Here is an 18,686-nt window from a genome sequence, read left to right on the forward strand (position 1 = left end):
CGCGATGACCGCGACGACCCGGCATCGCGTCCCGCTGTCGGATCTGGACGACCTCGCCGTGGGGCGCATGGCCCCGGCCACCGCCGGGCGGATGCGGGCCGCGGAGCGCGGCCGTCGCATGCTGATGCTCCGCGCGGTCGTCGAGGCCGCGCAGGCGGCACGCGCCGGGTCGGGCTCACCCCTCTCCCCGCTCACCACCCCGCTGGACCTCCTCATGCGGGTCGAACGGGACCACCCGGACGTGGTCACCGACCTCCTCGACCATCCCGGCCTCGGGATCTGGGCGGTCCGGATGCTCGACCGCCTGCGCACCCCGCAGAGCGAGCACGAGGGAACCTGCGCCCTCTGGCAGGAACTCGGCTATCTGCACGCCCTCGCCGCGGCGGCGGCCCTGCGCGCCGGTTGCGCGACCGACATCGACCTGCCCGTGCTCGGCGACGGCGTCCCCCTGCCCACGCTGGGCCGGATGGCCCTCCCCGAGGACCCGGCCGGCCCCGGACGGCACCAGGTGGCCGTCCTGCGGATCCCCGCCTCCGGGCCCGCCCGGCTGACCGTGGCGGACCGGACCTTCTCCCTCCCCGCCGACCCGGGTCTGGCGGACGGCGGCTGGCAGCCACTGCGCCGCGTCGCCGACGGGACCCTGGTCCTCGACGACAGCGACCCCTACCGCGACTTCCGGACCGCCCCCCAGGCCGCGGCGCCTCTCACCCCCGCCGAGGCCGGCCACTGGCAGTCCATGCTCGAGGCGGCCGACGCGGCCCTCCTGCGCCGCCACCCGCACGCGGCGGCGTTGCGCGCCACCGCCCTGCGCGTCCTCGTGCCGCTGCCCGAGGCTCCCCGGTACCGCCCGACCAGCGCCTCCTACAACGAGGCCTTCGGCAGCGCCCTGATGTCGCTCCACCAGGACACCGGCGACCTCGCGGCCACGCTCGTCCACGAGGCACGCCACTCCGTGCTCAACGGCCTGCTGCACCAACTGCCCCTGTGCGCGGACGATGACGAGGGCGAGAACGGCGAGAACAGGGACGACGGCAAAGGCGAGGGCGAGGCCGCGGACGCCGGACCCGAGCTGCTGTACGCGCCGTGGCGCGGTGACCCCAGGCCCGCCTCCGGACTGCTGCACGGCGCCTACTCCTTCGCGGGCGTCGCCGACTTCTGGCGGGTCGAACGCCACGCCCTCCACGGCACGGCGGCCCGCCTCGCCCACTTCGAGTTCGCGCTGTGGAGCCAGGCCGTCACCGAGGCCCTGCGCACCCTGGAGTCCCGCGCCCGGCTGACCCCCCTGGGGCAGCGGTTCGTGGCGGCCATGATCACGCAGGCCGCCGCCTGGGAGTCGGAGCCGGTCCCCGCGGACGTGGCGGCCCTCGCCCGGCAGGAGGCCGCCGACCTGAAGGCGGTCTGGCGGGCCCGGCACACCCACCCGGACACCGAGGGCGTACGCCTGCTGGCCCGCGCGTGGCGGCACGGCACCGACCCGCACACCCTCCCGGCGGTCCCCTCCGAGGTGCGCACCGACCCCCGCTACGGACCGCCCGACCCGAGGGGCGAACTCCGGCGCGCCACCCTCGCCGGGCCCGGTGCCGCCTCCGCGCACGCGCACGGCGGGAGTTACGCCGCCGGACGCGCCCCCGCGCTGACCGCTCCCGATCTCGCGCTGTGCGAAGGGGACGCGGAGGGCGCGGCGCACGGGTACGCACAGGTCCTCGCCGGCGACCCCGACGCCCCGTCCGCATGGGTGGGCCTCGGCCTCGCCCTCGCGACCGCCGGCGAGTCCACCGCCGCGCACGCGCTGCTGCACCGGCCCGAGGTGGTCCGCGCGGTCCACCGCACGCTCGCCCGGGACGGCGAGGGAGCGCCCCCCGACGTCCGCGCGCTGAGCGACTGGGTCGGCCGGATCCCGGCGGTGTGCGGCACGCCGCCGCCCTGAGGACCCGCGCACAGCCTGGCGTCGCTCCGCCTGCGGCCGTACTCTTCCGCACACGGTCCGCCCGACTCGCGGTGGGCGGGAGGGAGTTCCGTGACAGCAGCGGGCGCCGAGGACACCGCCCGGCCGTACGCCGCCCCCGCCTGGCAGGCGCGGATCCTCGACCCCACCGGTACGCCGCTCGCCGTGGCCGCGGTGCTGGTGGCCGAACGCACCCTGCTGACCTGCGCCGCCGTCCTCGACCGCGCGCCGGCCGGGGTCGTGCTGGCGGAGTTCCACGGAGACGGCCGGACCTGGGGGGTGCCGGCGAGGCTCGCACCGACCGGCCCCCGGCACTCCCTCGCCGTGCTGCACCTGGAGCGGGCGCCCGACGCCGTACCGGCGCCGCTCGGGCGGTGCGGGGGACGGATCGGGTTCACGGTGTCGGTCTACGGTCACGCAGGCACAGGCGCAGGCCCGGCGCCGCGGGTCCGGGCGCGGGTGGCCGGCGGATCGCGCGAGGGTCTTCGGCGCCTGGAGCCACTCGAAGGCACCTGGGAGACGGGGCGGTTCGTGGGGGCGGGCGTATGGGACACCGAACGCGGGCGGGTCGTCGGTGTGGTCGCCCCCGCACCCGCGGCGCCCGCGGATACGGCCGGTGCGGTCCGGATGATCCCGTTCGACGTGTTGGACGCGACCCGTTTTGGTGAACTGCTGTCCGGGAATTTTCCTCCTGGACACAACGCCGCCCAACAAGCCACAACGCAGGGCGAGTTGTGGCCGCTCGTGGAAAGCTTGCTGGCAATTGAATCGGTAGCGTCGGACGGGGGCGCGGCTGTGCTGTCCCTCCTGCCCGGCAGGATCGCCTGGGGAGTCCCACGGCAGAGTCGGCCGCGGCTCCAGCTCCTCCATCTCGTGCGCCGCTGCGGCGAGTTCGAGGAGGGCCCGGCGGCCCTGGTGGCGGCCGTCCGGGTCATGGAGGGGGATACCAGCGCCGTGCAGCGTTTCATCCGACTGGCCGGGCAGACCTGGCCGCACCGGCTGCGTGACGACGCCTGACCACGCGCCGGGTGCGGTTCCCGATCCGGAATCGGCCGCACGCCTGGCGGACGCGTTGATGAAGGTGTCGGTGCTCGACGAGATCGGCAACCGGCGGCTCTGTGTCACGGAGGCCATGGAGCGGCTCCGGGAGCGGATCTCCGTACCCGAGTCGCCCGAGAAGAAGATCCATGTCATCACCATGGTGCGGGCCTTCGGCGCCGTGCCCCGAGGCTGGCGGGCGCTCACCGAGGCCGTGCAGTACCTGGCCGACTACGACCTGCCGTCCCGGCACGCCGCCTCGCTGGCCCACACCGTCGCGCTGCCCGTCTTCGAGGACGCCGCCGAGCACACCCTGCGCGCCCTGCTCGCCGGGCTCGACCGCACCACCGTGCCCGAACTGGACGACGTCTACCGGGCCGCGGCCGGACCGCACTTCGGGCCCCTGCCGCCCGGCGTCAACACCGCCTGGGAGGCCCACCAACTGCTGGCGCACACCAACTGGCCCGCCGACGGCGTGCCGCGTGCCGTGCGGTTCCTCACCGCACTGGCGTCCGTCCTGTCCCCGGAGCGGGGCGACCCGGTCCGCGACTGGATCGCCCGGCAGGTGCGGGACGTCACCGGCGACCCGGTGCTCGCCCGGCGCATGCTGGAGCACGCCTCCGGCGACGGCGCGCAGCAGGCGGACGGCGGCACCCGCGCGGCGTATCTGGTGATCCGGCTGTGCCCCTCGGTCAGTACGCCGGACCGGATCGATGTCACCTGCTGGACCAACGTCGGCGACACCTGGGAGCCGCGCAGGCGCGACGACACCTCCGTCCCGCGCGGACGGGTGCGCCGCCATGTCGCCGCCCTCGTGGACCGCGAGGAGGCCCGCCTGAGCCGGCACCGCGGCGGCATCGTGCTGGAGTTCGTCCTGCCGCTGCCCCTGCTGAACGAACCGGTCGAGGAATGGTCCAGGATCTCCGTGCTCGGCGAGGAGCCACTGTGGGCCAGCGAACACGGCGGCCCCCCGTTCTGGCAGGACTACCCGGTCGTCGTCCGCAGCCTGGAGCGGATCGAGGCGCTGCAACTGCACCGCGTCTGGAACGAACGCTGGGACGTGCTCGCGGCCGACACCGCCGCCCCGCACGCCTACCGCTGCGTCGGCGACGTACGAGAGAACTACCCGCGGCTCAAGCAGAGTCCGAGCGTCGTGCTGATGACCCTGGGCGCCCCGCCCGACCGGCCCCGGGGCCGCGAGGAGCTCCACGTCGGACTGCACGCGGGACTGCCCGTGCTGGTGTGGAGCCACACCGGGCCGCTCACCGAACAGGTCCACACCGCGGTGGAGGCCACGCTGGAGGGATCCTCCGGTGAACTCCTCGACCGGATGGTGCGCTTGCGGTCCCTGCCGCGGACCCAGGACGATGAGGAGCGTGCGGACGGCCTCCGGCCCGGCATCGCCGTGCTGTGGGACGACCCCAACCGGCTCCCCGAGTTCCCGGAACCGGTCCTTTCGAGCAAGGCCGAGACGTACGGGGAAACCCGCCCCGGGGCATGACCGGCGGGCCGGGCAGGGCAGGAGGGGTGGCTGTGGAGGGCAACGGCGAGTCCGGGCACACGGCAGGGCACGCCACGGCACCAGAGGCGCAGCACACGGGCCACGCATGGTGGCTCTACCGCGGCTCTGCGGGACCGGCCCCGGCGGCGCCGATCACCGACCGGCTCCCCCCGCCGCCTCCCTGGCGGGACTTCGACGGCGGACCGGTCGTCCCGGGACCACCGCCGCGGGACGAGGCCGCGACGCTCCGGCGGCTGGGAGCGGGCGACATGACGGCGCGGCGCGTGTCCGTCCAGGAGGCCGACATGGTCAACGCGGCGCTGTTCCTGCGCCGGCCGCTGATCGTCACCGGCCCCCTGGGCAGCGGCAAGTCGAATCTGGCGTACCGCGTCAGCCGCGAGCTGGGACTCGGCCGGGTCCTGCACTGGCGCGTCACCAGCGGCACCACTCTCGCCGAGGGCCTGTACGACTACGACGCGATCGGCCGCTTACAGGACGCCGCGATACGCGGCGCGTCCCGGAGCGCAGACACCGACGCGGCGGGCGGTCTCGGCGACTTCTTCCAACTCGGCCCGCTGGGCACGGCGCTGATCCCGCGCGAGGCACCCCGGGTACTGCTGATCGACGACTTCGACAAGGCGGACCTCGACCTGGTCGACGGGCTGACGGGCATCGTCGCCGACGGGGAGTTCCGCATCCCCGAGCTGTCCCGGGTGCGTTCCCGGGAACCCGACGTCGTGGTGCACACCGACGACCCGGACGGCACGTACACCGTCCACCACGGCAGGATCAGGTGCCGCGCCTTCCCGTTCGTCGTCATCACGTGCGGCGGCGAACGCGTCCTGCCCGCCGGCCTCCTCCGCCACTGCCTGTCCCTGGAGATGCCCGCCCCGGACGCCGAACGGCTCGCCGGCTCCCTGGCCGCCCGCTTCGCCACCGGCGACGGGGCGGAGCGGCTCACCCTGATCCGGGACTTCCTCACCCGCTCCCTGTCCGGCGGCACCCTGGCCACCGACCAGCTCCTCGACTCCGAGTACCTGCGCACCGCGCCGTCCGGCCCCGACGAGACCTCCTGGAACCGCCTGCTGCACACCCTGTGGCGGACCCTCGACGCCGCGGACCCCGCATGACACCCACCGACCCGTCCGCGCGCCCGGACACCGGGCCCGCCGGTCCGGGCGAGGCAGAAGACCACCGCCCCGAGGGAGCTGCCACGCCGGGCCCACGGCCGATGGGGGGTGCCGGGTCGCGCGCCGCCCAAGACCCCTCCGACCCCACGACCCGGACGGCTCCCCGACGGACGGATCCCGCGTCATCCCGGTCCGGGACGGCTGAGGGTTCCCTGTCCGGGACGGCTGTCGGCTCTCCGCGCGGGACGGCTGATGGCCCTCGGCCGGGGGTGGCCGACGGCTCCCTGTGGGGGACGGCTGACGCCTGCGCGCCCGGGGCGGCTGACGGTTCGCCGTGTGGGGCGGCTGAGGGTTCCCGGTCCGGGACGGCTGACGCCTCCTTGCCCGGGGCGGCTGACGGTTCGCCGTGCGGGACGGCTGAGGGTTCCCCGTGTGGGGCGGCTGAGGGCTCCCCGCGCGGCAGGGCTGATGCCTCCGTGCCCGGGTCGGCTGACGGTTCGCCGTGCGGGATGCCTGAGGGTTCCCGGTCCGGAGCGGCTGACGGCTCTCCGTGTGGGGCGGCTGAGGGCTCCCCGCGCGGCACGGTCGACGCCCCCGTGCCCGGGTCGGCTGACGGTTCCCCGCGCGGGGCGGCTGAGGGCTCCCGGTCCGGGACGGCCCACGCGTCCGCGCCCGGGACGACCGGTGGCTCCCCGTCCGGCACGGCCGACGGCTCCCTGCCCCGCACGGCCGACGGCTCCCCGTCCGGCACGGCCGACGGCTCCCCTCCCCGCACGGCCGACAGCTCTCCTCCCCGCACGGCCGACAGCTCCCCGCCCCGCACCGCGACCGTCGGTCCCTTGACCGAGGATGCCGCGTCCTGGGCTCTCGCCCTGCGCCCGCTGAGCCGCCGGCGGAGCCGACGGGGCACGGACGGGCCGGACGCGCGGCTCGTGCGCGGGCGGGACGGTGGTGAGCGGCGGGCGCTCGTGTCGCTGGTGGTCGACGCCGGACGCTCGATGGCCCTGTGGTCGGCCACGGCCGAACGGTTCGCCGGGGCGCTGGCCCGCTCCCGGGCCTTCCGCGACGTCCAGGTGTACCGCTGGCCGCCCGTGCAGGGCAGCGGCGACGATGGCCGCGCGGGCGCCTCTGAGCGCACCGGCCACCGTGTCCGGGCGGACGCCGGGGAGCGCACCGGTGCGCGGTGCCGCGAGGACCGAGCGCCCCGGCTGCCGGACGCGCCCGGCCGGCATGTCGTCCTCGTGCTCACCGACCTGCACGGCGAGCGCTGGGCCGACGGGACCGCCCAGCACCGGCTCGCCCACTGGGCGAAACGTGCCTCCGTCGCCGTGGTGAACGTCCTCCCCGAGCACCTGTGGTCCCGCGGCCCCGTCGCCCCGCACAAGGCCGCGCTGACCAGCCCGGGCCCCTTCGCCGCCAACCGCGGCTGGCCCTGGCGCCCCGACGACTTCGCCCTCGTCTGGCAGGACGACGTGGACTACGCCGACCCGCGCGCCATCCCCGTCCCGGTGCTGGAACTGACCAGGCAGGCGCTCCACCGCTGGGCCCGCTTCGTCGCACTCGCCGAGCCGGCGGCGTACGAGGCACGGATCGTCGCCGCCTCCCTGGACGCCACGGCCGCCCCACGACGGCAGCAGCACGGCCCGCCCCGCCCGGTCCCCGCCCCCGAGCTGGTGCGCCGCGCCCGGGCCCGGCTCAGCCCGACCACCTATCACCTCGCCCAGCTGTGCGCCGCCGTACCGCTGAACCTGCGGATCCTGGACGTCGTACGCCGCACCCTGCTCCCCGAGGCCCGCACCTGGCACCTCGCGGAACTCCTGCACAGCGGTCTGCTGCGGCACACCGCGCCGGTCCCCGCGCTGCCGGACCCCGTGCGGATCGAGCTGGACTTCGTGGACGGCGTGCGCAGTGAACTGCTCGCCGAAGGCACCCGCGACGAGACGGCACACGCCATGGAGACGGTCCTCGGCCACTTCGCCGAGCAGGCGGTGCCCGAGCCGCTGGCCGCCGACCTGCGTCAAGTGCGGGCCGTCGTACGGGACCCCGGCCGGGCCGCCCATCTCCCGGTGGAGCGGGTGCGGCCCTGGCTGGTTCCCGTGCTGCCCGCGCTGACCGCGCTCGGCGGGCGGTACGGTCTCGCCGCGGCCGGCCTGCGGGCGCGGCTGTGGCAGGGTGCCGCCCCGGGTGTTCGGCCCCCCGCCGTCCGGGAACAACCCGAACAACCTGATCGTCCGCACCTCACCCCCGCACCCGTGGGTGAGCGTGTCGTGCACACACCCCGGATGGGAGGGAACGTGTCCGTGGGCGACCCGCAGCCCGTACCCGCTGCGCACAGGGAGAAAGCGCGCAAACCACCGCCGGTCTGGGGGAACGTACCGCCCCGGAACCGTGCCTTCACCGGCCGCGCGAGGCTGCTCGAGGAACTCCACCAACGGCTGCAGGAAGGCACCACGGCCGTCATCCCCGAGGCGCTCCAGGGCATGGGCGGGGTGGGCAAGTCACAGCTCGCCGTCGAGTACGTCTACCGGCACATGCACGAGTACCAGATCGTCTGGTGGGTCCCCGCCGAGCAGCCGCAGCAGATCCGCCAGTCCCTGGTGGAACTCGCCGGACGCCTCGAACTCGACGTCAACAGCGGCGAGGCCGCCACCGCCGTCCCCGCCGTCATCGAGGCCCTGCGCATCGGCGAGCCGGACAAGAACTGGCTGCTGGTCTTCGACAACGCCGAAACCCCCGACGTCGTACGGGACTTCTTCCCGGCCGACGGACCCGGCCGCATCCTGGTCACCTCCCGCAACGGCCAGTGGGCCAGTGCCGCACGCCCGCTGGAGGTCGACGTCTTCACCCGCGAGGAGAGCCGCCAGCTGCTCCAGCTGCGCCTGCCCAACCTCGACGACGCCTCCGCCGACCGCATCGCCGAGACCCTCGGCGACCTGCCCCTGGGCGTCGAACAGGCCGCCACCTGGCTCGCCGAGACGGGGATGCCCGCCGACGAGTACCTGCGTCTGTTCGAGCAGCACGCCATGGAGCTGATGGCCGGCGACCCGCCCCCCGACTACCCGCTCTCCGTCGCCGCCGCCTGGAACCTGTCCCTGGAACGCCTCCAGCGCGACCACCCGGCCGCCCTCCAACTCCTCCAGGTCTGCGCCTTCTTCGCCCCCGAGCCGATCTCCCGCCGCCTCCTCACCGGAGTGCGCGACGCCCCCGTCCCGCCCGAGCTGGCGTACGCGCTCAGCGACCCGATCCGGCTCGGCCGCGCCATCCGCGACGTCAACCGCTACGCGCTCGCCCGGATCAACTACAGCACCAACACCATCCAGTTGCACCGGCTGGTCCAGCGCGTCCTGGTCAACCAGATGCCGGACGAGCTGAAGGTCCGGATGCGCGCGGGCGCCCACCGCCTGCTCGCCCACGGCGACCCCACCGAGCCCTCGTCCCCGGAACAGTGGCAGCGCTACGGCGAACTGCTCCCGCACGTCCTCAGCAGCAGAGCCGTCACCTCGGGCGACCGCTGGGTCCGCCAACTCGTCCTGAACGAGATCGAGTACATGTTCTACTGGGGTGACTACGAGGGCTCCGGCGACCTCGCCCGCGACGCCTACGAGACCTGGCGGGACGCCGACGGCGAGAACAACGAGCACGCGCTGCGCGCCGCCAAGCTCTACGGCGACGCCCTGCGCGCCCTCGGCCACCACCACAAGGCGTACGAACTCGACCAGCGCACCCGCGCCGCCATGACCGAGACCCTGGGCACCGAGGACGAGAACACCCTCGAGATCACCTCGATGCTCGCCTGGGACCTGCGCATGCGAGGCGACTTCACCGGCGCCTCCGAACTGGACGGCGAGACCTTCGAGGCGAGCCGGCGCATCTTCGGCCCCAACGACGTCTCCACTCTCGTCTTCGCCCACCGCGTCGCCCTGAACCTGCGGCTCACCGGCGACTTCCGCCAGGCCCTGGAACTGGACCAGGACACCCACCGCCGCAAGGTCGAGGAGCTGGGCGAGAACGCGCTGTCCACCCTGCACACCCACGCCGGGATCGCCATGGACCTGCGGCAGGCCGGCGAGTACGCGGAGGCGTACAACCAGCAGCAGGACGTCTCCCGCCGCTACGAGTACCACTTCGGCGCGACCAACCCCAGCACCATCGGCAGCCAGCTCGGGCTGGCCCAGGCCGAGCGCCGCATGGGCCGGCACGCACGGGCGATGGAACTGTCCGGCCGCGCCCTGAAGCAGTACCGCAACCGCTACGGCGAGAAGTACCCCGAGACCCTCGCCGCCCTGCTGACCCACGCCATCGACGTCCGCTACAGCGGGGACCTCCGGCACGCGCTGGAGCTGAGCGAACAGGGCTGCGCGGGCTACGCCCAGCTCTACGGCCCCGACCATCCGCACACCCTCGGCGCCCGCATCAACCACGCGGTCGCCCTGCGGCTGCTCGGCCGCGTCGAGGACGCCCGTTGCCTGAACCGGCAGATCCTCGGCACGCTGAGGGACAAGCTCGGCCCGGAACACCCCAACGTCCTCGCCTGCGCCAGCAATCTCGCCGCCGACCTGTACGAACTGGGGGAGGCCCGGGCCTCGGTCGACCTGAGCACCCGCACACTGGAGCAGGCCCGCCGACGCCTCGGCGAGGACCACCCCGCGACGCTGGCGACCGCCGTCAACCTGACCCTCGGCCTGCGCCTGCTGGGCCGCGACGAGGAGGCCGACGCCCTCCACACGGACACCCTCACCCGCTACGAACGCGTCCTGGGCCCGGACCACCCCGCCCTGGCGTCGGCCCGGGACAGCAGACCGGCGAACTGCGATGTGGACCCGATGCCGTTGTAGACGAGCAGGCTCAGCTCGCCCGGCGCAGGGCCAGCACGGCGTTGTGGCCGCCGAAGCCGAAGGAGTTGCTCAGGACGAGGTCACCGTCCAGGGGCAGGGCGCGCGGGGCGTCGCGCACGACGTCCAGGTCGATCGCGTCGTCGAGCTCGGCGCAGCCGACCGTGGGCGGCATCAGCCCGTGGTGCAGCGTGAGCGCCGCGGCGACCGCCTCGACCCCGCCCGCCGCACCTTGCAGATGGCCGAGGTGCCCCTTGAGCGCGGTCACCGGAACGTTCCGCGCGCCCAGGACGCCCTGGAGCGCCCGCGCCTCCGCGAGATCGCCGTCGACGGTGGCGGTCGCGTGCGCGTTGACGTGGACCACGTCCGCGAGGTGGCCCCCCGCGTCCCGCACGGCCCGGCGCAGGGCGAGCGCGATGCCGTCGCCGGACGGGTCGGGCGCCGCGACATGGTGGGCGTCGGCGGACAGCCCCCAGCCGGCCGCCTCGCAGTAGATCCGCGCCCCGCGGGCCCGAGCATGCTCCTCGGACTCCAGGACGAGCAGCCCCGCACCCTCACCGTTGACGAACCCGCCCCGGTCCTTGGCGAAGGGACGCGACGGCGAGCCCTCGGACGGATCACCCTCGGCCAGCGCCCGCATCGCCGCGAACGAGGCCATGATCGCCGGAGTGACGACCGCCTCGGCACCACCCGCGAGGGCGATGTCCACCCGCCCGTACCGGATCCGGTCCACCGCCTGCCCGATCGCTTCCGTACCGGAGGCGCACGCGCTGGTCACGGTCCGCGCCTCACCGGTGATGTGCAGATCCAGCGAGACCTGTGAGGCGGCCTGCGACGGCACGGTCATCGGCGTGGTGAGCGGCGACACACTCCGCGGCCCCTTGTCCCGCAGCTTGCGGTCCCCGCCGACCAGCACGGACGCGTCCCCGAGGATCGCACCGAGGCTCACCCCGACCCGCTCCGGGTCCAGCCCGCTCTCGCGCGTGCCGCCCTCGGCGAACCCGGCGTCCGCCCAGGCCTCCCGAGCGGCCAGGACCGCGAACTGCGCGGCCCGGTTCATCCGCCGGGCCACCTGCCGAGGCAGCAGCCGAGCCGGATCCACCGGCACCGTCCCGGCGACCCGCACCGGCAGCCCGTCGAACTCCTCGCCCTCCACCTCCCGTATGCCGTGCCGCCCCTCCAGCAGCCCCTGCCACAACTCGCTGGTCCCGGCGCCGAGCGGCGTCATCGCACCGAGCCCGGTGACCACGACCCGCCGCGCCCCGGCGGCCCGCGCCTCGCTCACCGGCCGCGGCTCGTGCCGTACGACGTGCCCCTCCCGGTCGGCCTCGGCGGCCCACCGCCGCACGTCGGCGTCACCGACGCCCGTGCCGTCACCGTCGCCATCGCCGTGGCCGTCGCCGTCCCGGTACCAGGCACCCCATCGCCGGACGTACGTCACCTCGTCGGCCCCCGGGTCCACGGCCCGCAGCGAGGTCACCTTGTCCCCGTCCCGGAACTCGACGTCGTCGAGTGTGGGGGAGCTCACCTCGGGAACCGCCGCCACGTCCACCCGGCGCCCGGCGACGGTCACGCGCTGCTCGCGCCGCAGCAGTTCCTCCCGGTCCGTGCCACCGAGCGGCGGCCGCAGCGTGACCCGGATCACCTCCGGAGCCTCGGGCAGGGTGTGCATCACGACGTACCACCGGTCCGCTGCCACGTCCTCGCCCGCCAGGGCGACCAGATCGCCGGGGACGACCTCGGCGGCCGTCACGGAGTGCGGATTCATGGGGACTTCACGTATGCCGGAAGAGTGGGGCATGGGCGTACATGCTTTCTTTGGTCCGAACTGTCGTACTGGGGACCGTTGAGAGTGAACTGCACGAAACGCGAACCGGCCACCGTTGAATGGCGTACATGTCCGATTTGCCACGATGTGCCGGAACTGCTCTCAGGTGGAACAGGTGTCAATCGCCCTACGCCCCAGGCCAGTTACCGGCCGGTCGCCCACACCTGTGGAAAGCGTCACGCTCCATCCGTCGCCAACTGCCAGACGTACGCGGCCGTGTGTTCCGCGTACCCGGTCGGTGAGGGGTCGTCGGGCAACAACGCGGGCACCGTCGTGTCCTTCCTCACACCGGGCCGGTCGGCGAACACGGCGACGGTCAACGCCATTCGGGGGTCGAAGCCCGTGGCCCAGACGGTGCGCCGGGTGGTTCCACCCCCCGCCCCGGCCGTGAAGAAGGTGCCGGGCCCCTCGGGCCGGAACGCGATCGGCGCGCCGTCGCCGGCCCGCCCGCCGAGACCGCCGCGCGCCTGCGCCGTCACCAGGCCCGCCCCCTTGTCGTCCAGTACCCGCCGCGTCTCGGGCCGTGCGGTGTGGACGGTCCGCCCCTCGCGGGTGATCCGGGTCACGGTGTGGGGTGCGGCATACGTCCCGCTCGCCGCGACCGCCGCATACGCCGAGGCCAGCCGCAGAGGGGTCGGCGCAGTCGACCTCCGCAGCCCGTCCAGCGGACCGTCGAGCGACACGTCCCCGAACGGCGCCAGTACCGCGCCCGCCTCCACCGCCCCGCTCACCGCGTCGTTGAACGGCTGCCGGGCGTGGTCGGCCCCGCCGTACAGCAACCGCACCGCCCCGTCGCCCGGCTCGACCCCCACGACGGCCGTGTGCATACGGACTCCGCCGCCGGGCTCGGCCGCCCGGTCCTTCACCAGCTCGGCGGTCGCGTCCTGCAGTGCCAGGTCGAACGTGGTGTGGACGGTGTAACCGCCGCGCGCCAGCTCGTCCTCACTGATCCCGAGCCGGTCGGCCGCCTCCTTCGCGGCCACGTCGATCAGATACTGCCGCTGCCCGTCGGTCCGGCCGGGCGGATAGAACCGGAACGCCGGGAAACGCGCCTCTGCCCGCTGCCCGCCCGTGATGCTGCCACCCGCCACCATGGCGTCGAGCACCCACTCCCAGCGGTCCCGCAGCCGCGCGGTCACCTCGGGATCGGATCCCGCCTTCTCGTAGTACGAGGGAATGTTGACGATCGCCGCGAGGGCCGCCCCCTGGGAGACGGTGAGCTCGCCGGCCCCCACGCCGAAGTAGTTGCGCGCGGCGGCCTGCACACCCGCCGCCCCCCGGCCGAAGTACACCGTGTTGAGGTACCCCTCGAGAATCTCGTCCTTGCCGCGCGTGCGGTCCAGCTTGACGGCGATCAGCGCCTCACGCGCCTTGCGCGACAAGGACTGCTCCGGACTCAGCAACGCGTTCTTCACATACTGCTGGGTGATGGTCGAGCCGCCCTGCCGGGCACCACCGGACACCGTGGCCCACACCGCCCGGGCCAGGGCGCGCGGCGACACCCCGGAGTCCGTACGGAACGACCGGTTCTCCGCGGCGATCACCGCGTCCTGGACATGCCCGGGCACCTGCGACAACGGCACCTCCTGCCGGTCCACCGGACCACGCCGGCCCAGATAGGCGCCCTCCGCGTCGACGAACACCGTGCTCTGCACGACCGTCTCGGGGTGCGGCTCGGGGATGACCGTCAGCTGATAGGCGACCACGACCGTTCCGCAGAGCAGGGCGAGAAGCGTCAGGAGAGTGCCGAGCAGCCACCGCAGCCGGCGACCCCGGGTGCGGCGCAGGCGGATGCGCAGGGGGATGCGGGGGAGGGGAGCGGACCTGTCCGGGGCGGGATCGGGGCGGCGGCTGGACCCGCGTCGGGGGCCGCGTTCGGGGGTGCCGCGTCGGAGCCGCCGACGGACGGCCGTGGGGAGGGGGAGTTTCACGGGCGCCACCCACCCGTGTCCGAGAGCCCGACGCCGGACCGTACGGCGACCTCGCCCCCGGCGTCGAGGACGGTGACGGTGGTCCGGCCGCCGGTGTCGCTGTCGCCGCTCCTGCCGGCGGCGGAGACCGGCAGGGGCGCCCGCGCGTACCACACGCCCCACCCCGGACTTCCGGCGAGCGTGAGGACGTTGGCCGTGAAGTCCTTGCCGCCGATCCGGACCGTGACGCGCGAGGGATCACCGGAGAGTCCGTAGTACAGGCCCGACAGCACGTACGTGTCGTCCAGTTGCTCCCCCTGGACCGAGACCCCCGGCCGGTCGGGAGCGAGGTCGCCGTCGCCCACCGCACGGAACTGGTTGGCGCCCTGCGGGGACGACCAGTGCTTGCCGTCCGCGGTGAGCCAGATGTCCACACCCGGGGCCGCGGCCACCCGCTCGCCGGGAGCGACGATGCGTACGGGTTCGGCCACGCGGCGGTCGGGGGCATGCGCCGCCCCGGAGGCATCACCGCCCGGCAGATGACCGAGGGCGAGGGCGGCGGGAGGAGCGAGCAGCAGGGCACACCCGGCCGCAGCGACCCCGGCGCGCCGGCGGCGCCGCGTCATGCCCTCGCGCAGGATGGCGTCGAGCGGGACGGCCACGGGCACGAACTCGCGCAACAGCGGGGCGAACTCCGAACGCCCCGTTGCGCCCGCGGGGCTGGCTGCGTTCGCGGGGCTGGCTGCGTTCGCGGGGCTGGCTGCCGGAAGCCCTGTGGCTGCTGTTCGCGGTGCTGCGTCCGCACAGCCGAGTGCGCCCGCACGGCCGAGTGTGCCGGCACGGCCGACTGCGCCCCCCGCCTTTCTCTCCCCGCGCCGCGCCAACGCCCGCACGGCACCCACCGAACACCCCAGCACCTGCGCGATCTCGACCTCGCTCAGCCCCTCCCCGTACCGCAGCACCCGCACGACCCGCGCCCGGCCGCCCGACCACCGCGCACGCCCGCGCAGATACCGCCGTACGAGGCAGCGCCGCAGGTGGAAGTCGACGTCATCGCGCGGAATCCGCCGCCACCGCGCACACGCCCGTGCCAGGGCGCTCCGCGCCAACTCCTCGGCGGCGCGGGGATCCTCGGTGAGAAGGAACGCGATGGCGTGCAGGCGGGGCCAGCAGTCGCGCGCACAGGCGGCGAATTCACCGTGGCCGAACGCGGGCGTGCCGGAGGAGCCGGGCAAGGGCCGGCGAGGGTGCGGCACCCGGCCCGGGACGGCGGCGACGCTCCCGCCCGCACGAACCTGCTCCTCGGGCGGATGGATCCCGGCACCCGTGTTCATCGTCTTCCCTCCGGGGTGTGCTTCGATGAGCGCGACCTGTGGGACCTGTACGCATGACGGGGACGGCCGGGTTGCACGGGACGACCGAGACTCCGGTGGAGGGCATGACCGAGGACGAGTTCGACGCTTTCTACGCGGCCGCCTTCCCCCGGCTGACCGGGCAGCTCTACGCCTTCACCGGGGACCTCGGCGAGGCCCAGGACGTGGTTCAGGAAGCGTTCGTACGGGCGTGGGACCGGCGCCAGAAGCTGCTCGCCGACGAGGCGCCCGAGGCGTGGATCCGCACGGTCGCCATGCGCTTGGGGGTCAGCCGCTGGAGGCGCGCGAGACGCTGGCTGGAACTGGTGCGCCGCACGCCGCCGCCGGAGTCCACTCCCGGCCCGGGCCCCGAACGTGCGGCCCTGGTCACGGCGTTGCGCCGACTGCCCGAAACCCAGCGCATGGCGATCGTCCTGCACCATCTGTGCGACCTCAGTGTGGAACAGGTAGCCTCCGAGACCGGCGCGCCCGTGGGGACCGTCAAGGCCAGACTCTCCCGCGGACGGGCAGCACTGGCCAGGCACTTGGCGGTGGACGAGGCGGAGGAGCCGGCGTGGAGGGAGGGCGGCCGTGTCGGATGAAGTCTCCAGGGCTCTGCGCGAGTTGGCGCAGAGGCACGAGACCACGCCACCCGTACCGGCGTCCGAGATCCGGGCCAGGGCGGTCCGCCGCTCCCGCCGCCGCAGAACCACCTGCACCCTCGCCGTGGCGGCCACGGCCGCATGCGTGCTGGCGACGATCGTCACCACCCTGCACGCGGACCCGCCGGACAAGAACCGCCACACGCCGGCCGCGGCGCCCGAGCCCTCGACCACCCGCAGCGCGACCCCGGCGACCCCTCTCCCGGCCGACTCGCTCGACCTCTCCCGTCACACGCTCACCGTCGGCGACCGCGTCCTGCGCGTCGACTCGCACTCCTTCGACACGCTCCCGCCCGACCGCCGACTGACGGTGACCGCCAAACGCGAGGTAATGATCCTGCCGATCCACGCGAACGCCAAGACGATGTACGACGTCAAGATCCCGTACGTGGTCGAACTCCGCACCACGAACCGATCCCCGGTCTACGCGGGCGCCCTCACCTTCGACACGAAGGCCCTCAGCGCCCTGGACCCCAAGACGGGCTGGCTGGGCATGAGCGCGAAGGACGCCAAGTGGTTCTACACCCGGGTGCGGGTGGGGGACGACATCGAAATCACCTCGACGGCGCCGCCGGGGGATGGTGTGGCGCCGTCGGAGGGGGCGGGGGCGCCGTCGACCGCGCCCTGACGAGAGGAGGGACGGAGCTGCCGGACCCAGCAGTGTGACACCTGTGATCCCTGTGACCCCGTCAGCGCACGTCGGACGAGGCGATCTGCACGAAGTGCTCCACCGCGTCACGTGCCTGGTCGCCGAGCAGACTCACTTCCGTCTTGTCGGACGCTTTGTGCATTGTGGCCGTCAGCTCATAGGCCTCACGTGCGGCGTCGATCACCCCCTGGCTGCTTGCGACAAGCTGGACCCGGAACAGTGCATGGAGGGCGACCCCCCGGAGTCGGTACGCCTCGACCCGTGCCTCGAAATAGGCGGAGCCATCCGGATCCTCGTCCTTGCGATGCCAGCGATCGTGCTGCCCTCGCCTGAACTCGGTCACTGCTCCGGCGAAGTCGCTGTACACGCCCATGCGCTCGGCGCGGAGCTGCTGCTGAGTAGCGAAGACTTGATCACGCTCAGCCGCTCGGCGCTGGAACGCCTGCGTCACGAGAACGCCGAGCAGAGTCCCCAGAACTGCGATCAAAGCTGAGAGAACACCGGCCACGCAGGCAGCCCACCACAAGATCGGCCACACGCCCAGACCCCCGAACGCCGGCACCACTCAACAAGGAGCGGCGAAGCCCCACACGGCCCACTGAGCTCACCGCCTTGCCCGGCCCACACGAGAAAACCCCGCGCTCAGCGAACTCGCTGCGGACGGGGTCTTCAGGCACGTCCTACGAAGTGCCCCCGGCAGGATTCGAACCTGCGCACACGGCTCTGGAGGCCGAACCATTCCCAGTCGTTCTCGCAGGTCGGAGCATCATTTGATGCTTAGCCAGGAATGCAATCCCGGGTATGTACCGCGATGGTGAAATCCGCCGTTCATTCAATCTTGGGCGTCAGACCTTGATGACAGTGGCGCGTGATCCGCACAGGGTCGTGAGATCTTCCGGGTCGGAGGTGAGTACGGTGACGGGCCCCGGGGCGGTGAGGGCCGTCGCGCTGAGTATGGCGTCGATGGCGTACTTGTGCCCGTGCAGGCCTGCATCGGTGAGCAGGGCGGCGGCATGGCGCGCGACTGCCTCAGTGACCGGCTCCACGACGAGGCGGGAGAGTGTCCACTCCAGGGCCGGGCGGTTGATGCGCGGGTGGACGACTTCCACCAGAGTGGCCGCCGACGTGATCACACGCAGGTCATCGGCGCGTGCCAAGGCGAGCCAAGCGGTGACTGCGCGGTCGCGCAGCACGGTCTTGGCCAGCCCTTCGCTGTCGAGTACCAGCGTGCCGCCCGGGGCGGCAGGGGAGCGTGTCACGCCGCGCTCGCCTCATCGCCGGTCTGCTGGGCGCGTGCCTCGTGGAGCTGGTCGCGCAGGGCGTGCACCTCGTCCTCGGTGATGGGACCGTGTTCTGCCTCGGCGACCTGGATGAGGTCGTTGAGATTGTCACGCTCGATCTGGCGGGCCACGGCGGCGGCGACGTAGGCGGACAGGCCGGAGGGGCCGCTGCGAGCGCGGGCGGCTTCGGCGATGTCCCGGGGCATCGTGATCGAGTACTTCTGGGTAGGCTCGCTCATGCCCTTTATGCTACTCCGGATGCTACCGCCGTGCGGCGAGGCGACCGCCCTTACCTTGGCCAGATTGATGGTGGTCAGCGCTGGGCGCGGTGGTAGCGGGGGAACGTGGGTTGGCAGGAAGAAGTCGTCTCGGCGCTGGATGCGTGGGTGGCCCACGAGGGCGTACCGGCGCGGGAGCCACGGTGGCGACTCCTGGGGCGGGCGGTACGAGGCAGAAAGCCCGGTGAGTGAGTATGTCGTCGACATGCGTGGCTCCGACATCGGGACGGACCAGCTTCAGGGCGACAGCCTGAGACTGGCCGGGCCCGACGAGAGCGGTG

Annotated in this window: 13 protein-coding genes; 7 read left to right on the forward strand and 6 right to left on the reverse strand. The window is 73.7% G+C overall.

The window, feature by feature from the left end; all coding sequences use genetic code 11:
* Positions 1-4 precede the first annotated feature (4 nt).
* The 5 genes from AB0412_RS17755 to fxsT all read left to right on the forward strand — a co-directional run bounded on the left by AB0412_RS17755 (position 5) and on the right by fxsT (position 10,449).
* A complete protein-coding gene (locus AB0412_RS17755; protein ID WP_366403489.1) occupies positions 5-1,927 on the forward strand; it encodes an HEXXH motif domain-containing protein in 1,923 nt (640 codons plus the stop codon).
* A gap of 90 nt (positions 1,928-2,017) precedes the next feature.
* Complete coding sequence (locus AB0412_RS17760) at positions 2,018-2,962, forward strand: trypsin-like peptidase domain-containing protein (RefSeq protein WP_366403490.1); 945 nt, start codon at positions 2,018-2,020, stop codon at positions 2,960-2,962.
* Positions 2,949-4,484, forward strand: coding sequence for a hypothetical protein (locus tag AB0412_RS17765; protein ID WP_366403491.1), 1,536 nt, complete (start codon positions 2,949-2,951; stop codon positions 4,482-4,484). Before AB0412_RS17760 ends, AB0412_RS17765 begins: the two co-directional genes overlap by 14 nt.
* A 26-nt stretch (positions 4,485-4,510) precedes the next feature.
* Positions 4,511-5,614: a MoxR family ATPase gene (locus AB0412_RS17770; RefSeq protein WP_366403492.1), complete on the forward strand. Its 1,104-nt coding sequence runs from the start codon at positions 4,511-4,513 to the stop codon at positions 5,612-5,614.
* A 509-nt stretch (positions 5,615-6,123) separates the two neighbouring features.
* Complete coding sequence (gene fxsT / locus AB0412_RS17775) at positions 6,124-10,449, forward strand: FxSxx-COOH system tetratricopeptide repeat protein (RefSeq protein ID WP_366403493.1); 4,326 nt, start codon at positions 6,124-6,126, stop codon at positions 10,447-10,449.
* 10 nt (positions 10,450-10,459) lie between these two features.
* On the opposite strand, the gene AB0412_RS17780 is transcribed toward fxsT, so the two are convergent.
* The 3 genes from AB0412_RS17780 to AB0412_RS17790 form a co-directional block, all read right to left on the reverse strand.
* Positions 10,460-12,214: a beta-ketoacyl-[acyl-carrier-protein] synthase family protein gene (locus AB0412_RS17780; protein ID WP_366403494.1), complete on the reverse strand. Its 1,755-nt coding sequence runs from the start codon at positions 12,212-12,214 to the stop codon at positions 10,460-10,462.
* 236 nt (positions 12,215-12,450) lie between these two features.
* The gene (locus AB0412_RS17785; RefSeq protein ID WP_366403495.1) at positions 12,451-14,205 is read right to left on the reverse strand and encodes a transglycosylase domain-containing protein; all 1,755 of its coding nucleotides are present in this window, start codon (positions 14,203-14,205) and stop codon (positions 12,451-12,453) included.
* The gene (locus tag AB0412_RS17790; protein ID WP_366403496.1) at positions 14,202-15,518 is read right to left on the reverse strand and encodes a sigma factor-like helix-turn-helix DNA-binding protein; all 1,317 of its coding nucleotides are present in this window, start codon (positions 15,516-15,518) and stop codon (positions 14,202-14,204) included. The genes AB0412_RS17785 and AB0412_RS17790 overlap by 4 nt, the downstream gene beginning before the upstream one ends.
* Before the next feature lie 104 nt (positions 15,519-15,622).
* Between AB0412_RS17790 and AB0412_RS17795 the strand changes: the two genes are divergently transcribed.
* Both AB0412_RS17795 and AB0412_RS17800 read left to right on the forward strand, forming a co-directional pair.
* Positions 15,623-16,138 (forward strand): SigE family RNA polymerase sigma factor, encoded by a 516-nt coding sequence (locus AB0412_RS17795; RefSeq protein ID WP_366403497.1) that lies wholly within the window; start codon positions 15,623-15,625, stop codon positions 16,136-16,138.
* The gene (locus AB0412_RS17800; protein ID WP_366403498.1) at positions 16,128-16,826 is read left to right on the forward strand and encodes a hypothetical protein; all 699 of its coding nucleotides are present in this window, start codon (positions 16,128-16,130) and stop codon (positions 16,824-16,826) included. The genes AB0412_RS17795 and AB0412_RS17800 overlap by 11 nt, the downstream gene beginning before the upstream one ends.
* Before the next feature lie 61 nt (positions 16,827-16,887).
* On the opposite strand, the gene AB0412_RS17805 is transcribed toward AB0412_RS17800, so the two are convergent.
* From AB0412_RS17805 to AB0412_RS17815, 3 genes are all read right to left on the reverse strand, one after another.
* Positions 16,888-17,355: a hypothetical protein gene (locus AB0412_RS17805; RefSeq protein ID WP_366403499.1), complete on the reverse strand. Its 468-nt coding sequence runs from the start codon at positions 17,353-17,355 to the stop codon at positions 16,888-16,890.
* Between the two features lie 337 nt (positions 17,356-17,692).
* On the reverse strand, positions 17,693-18,106 hold the full coding sequence (locus AB0412_RS17810) for a DNA-binding protein (RefSeq protein ID WP_366403500.1): 414 nt from the start codon (positions 18,104-18,106) through the stop codon (positions 17,693-17,695).
* Positions 18,103-18,366, reverse strand: coding sequence for a CopG family transcriptional regulator (locus AB0412_RS17815; protein WP_366403501.1), 264 nt, complete (start codon positions 18,364-18,366; stop codon positions 18,103-18,105). Before AB0412_RS17815 ends, AB0412_RS17810 begins: the two co-directional genes overlap by 4 nt.
* Positions 18,367-18,686 lie beyond the last annotated feature (320 nt).

This window comes from Streptomyces sp. NPDC052012, from assembly GCF_040689265.1.
Classification (GTDB): domain Bacteria; phylum Actinomycetota; class Actinomycetes; order Streptomycetales; family Streptomycetaceae; genus Streptomyces.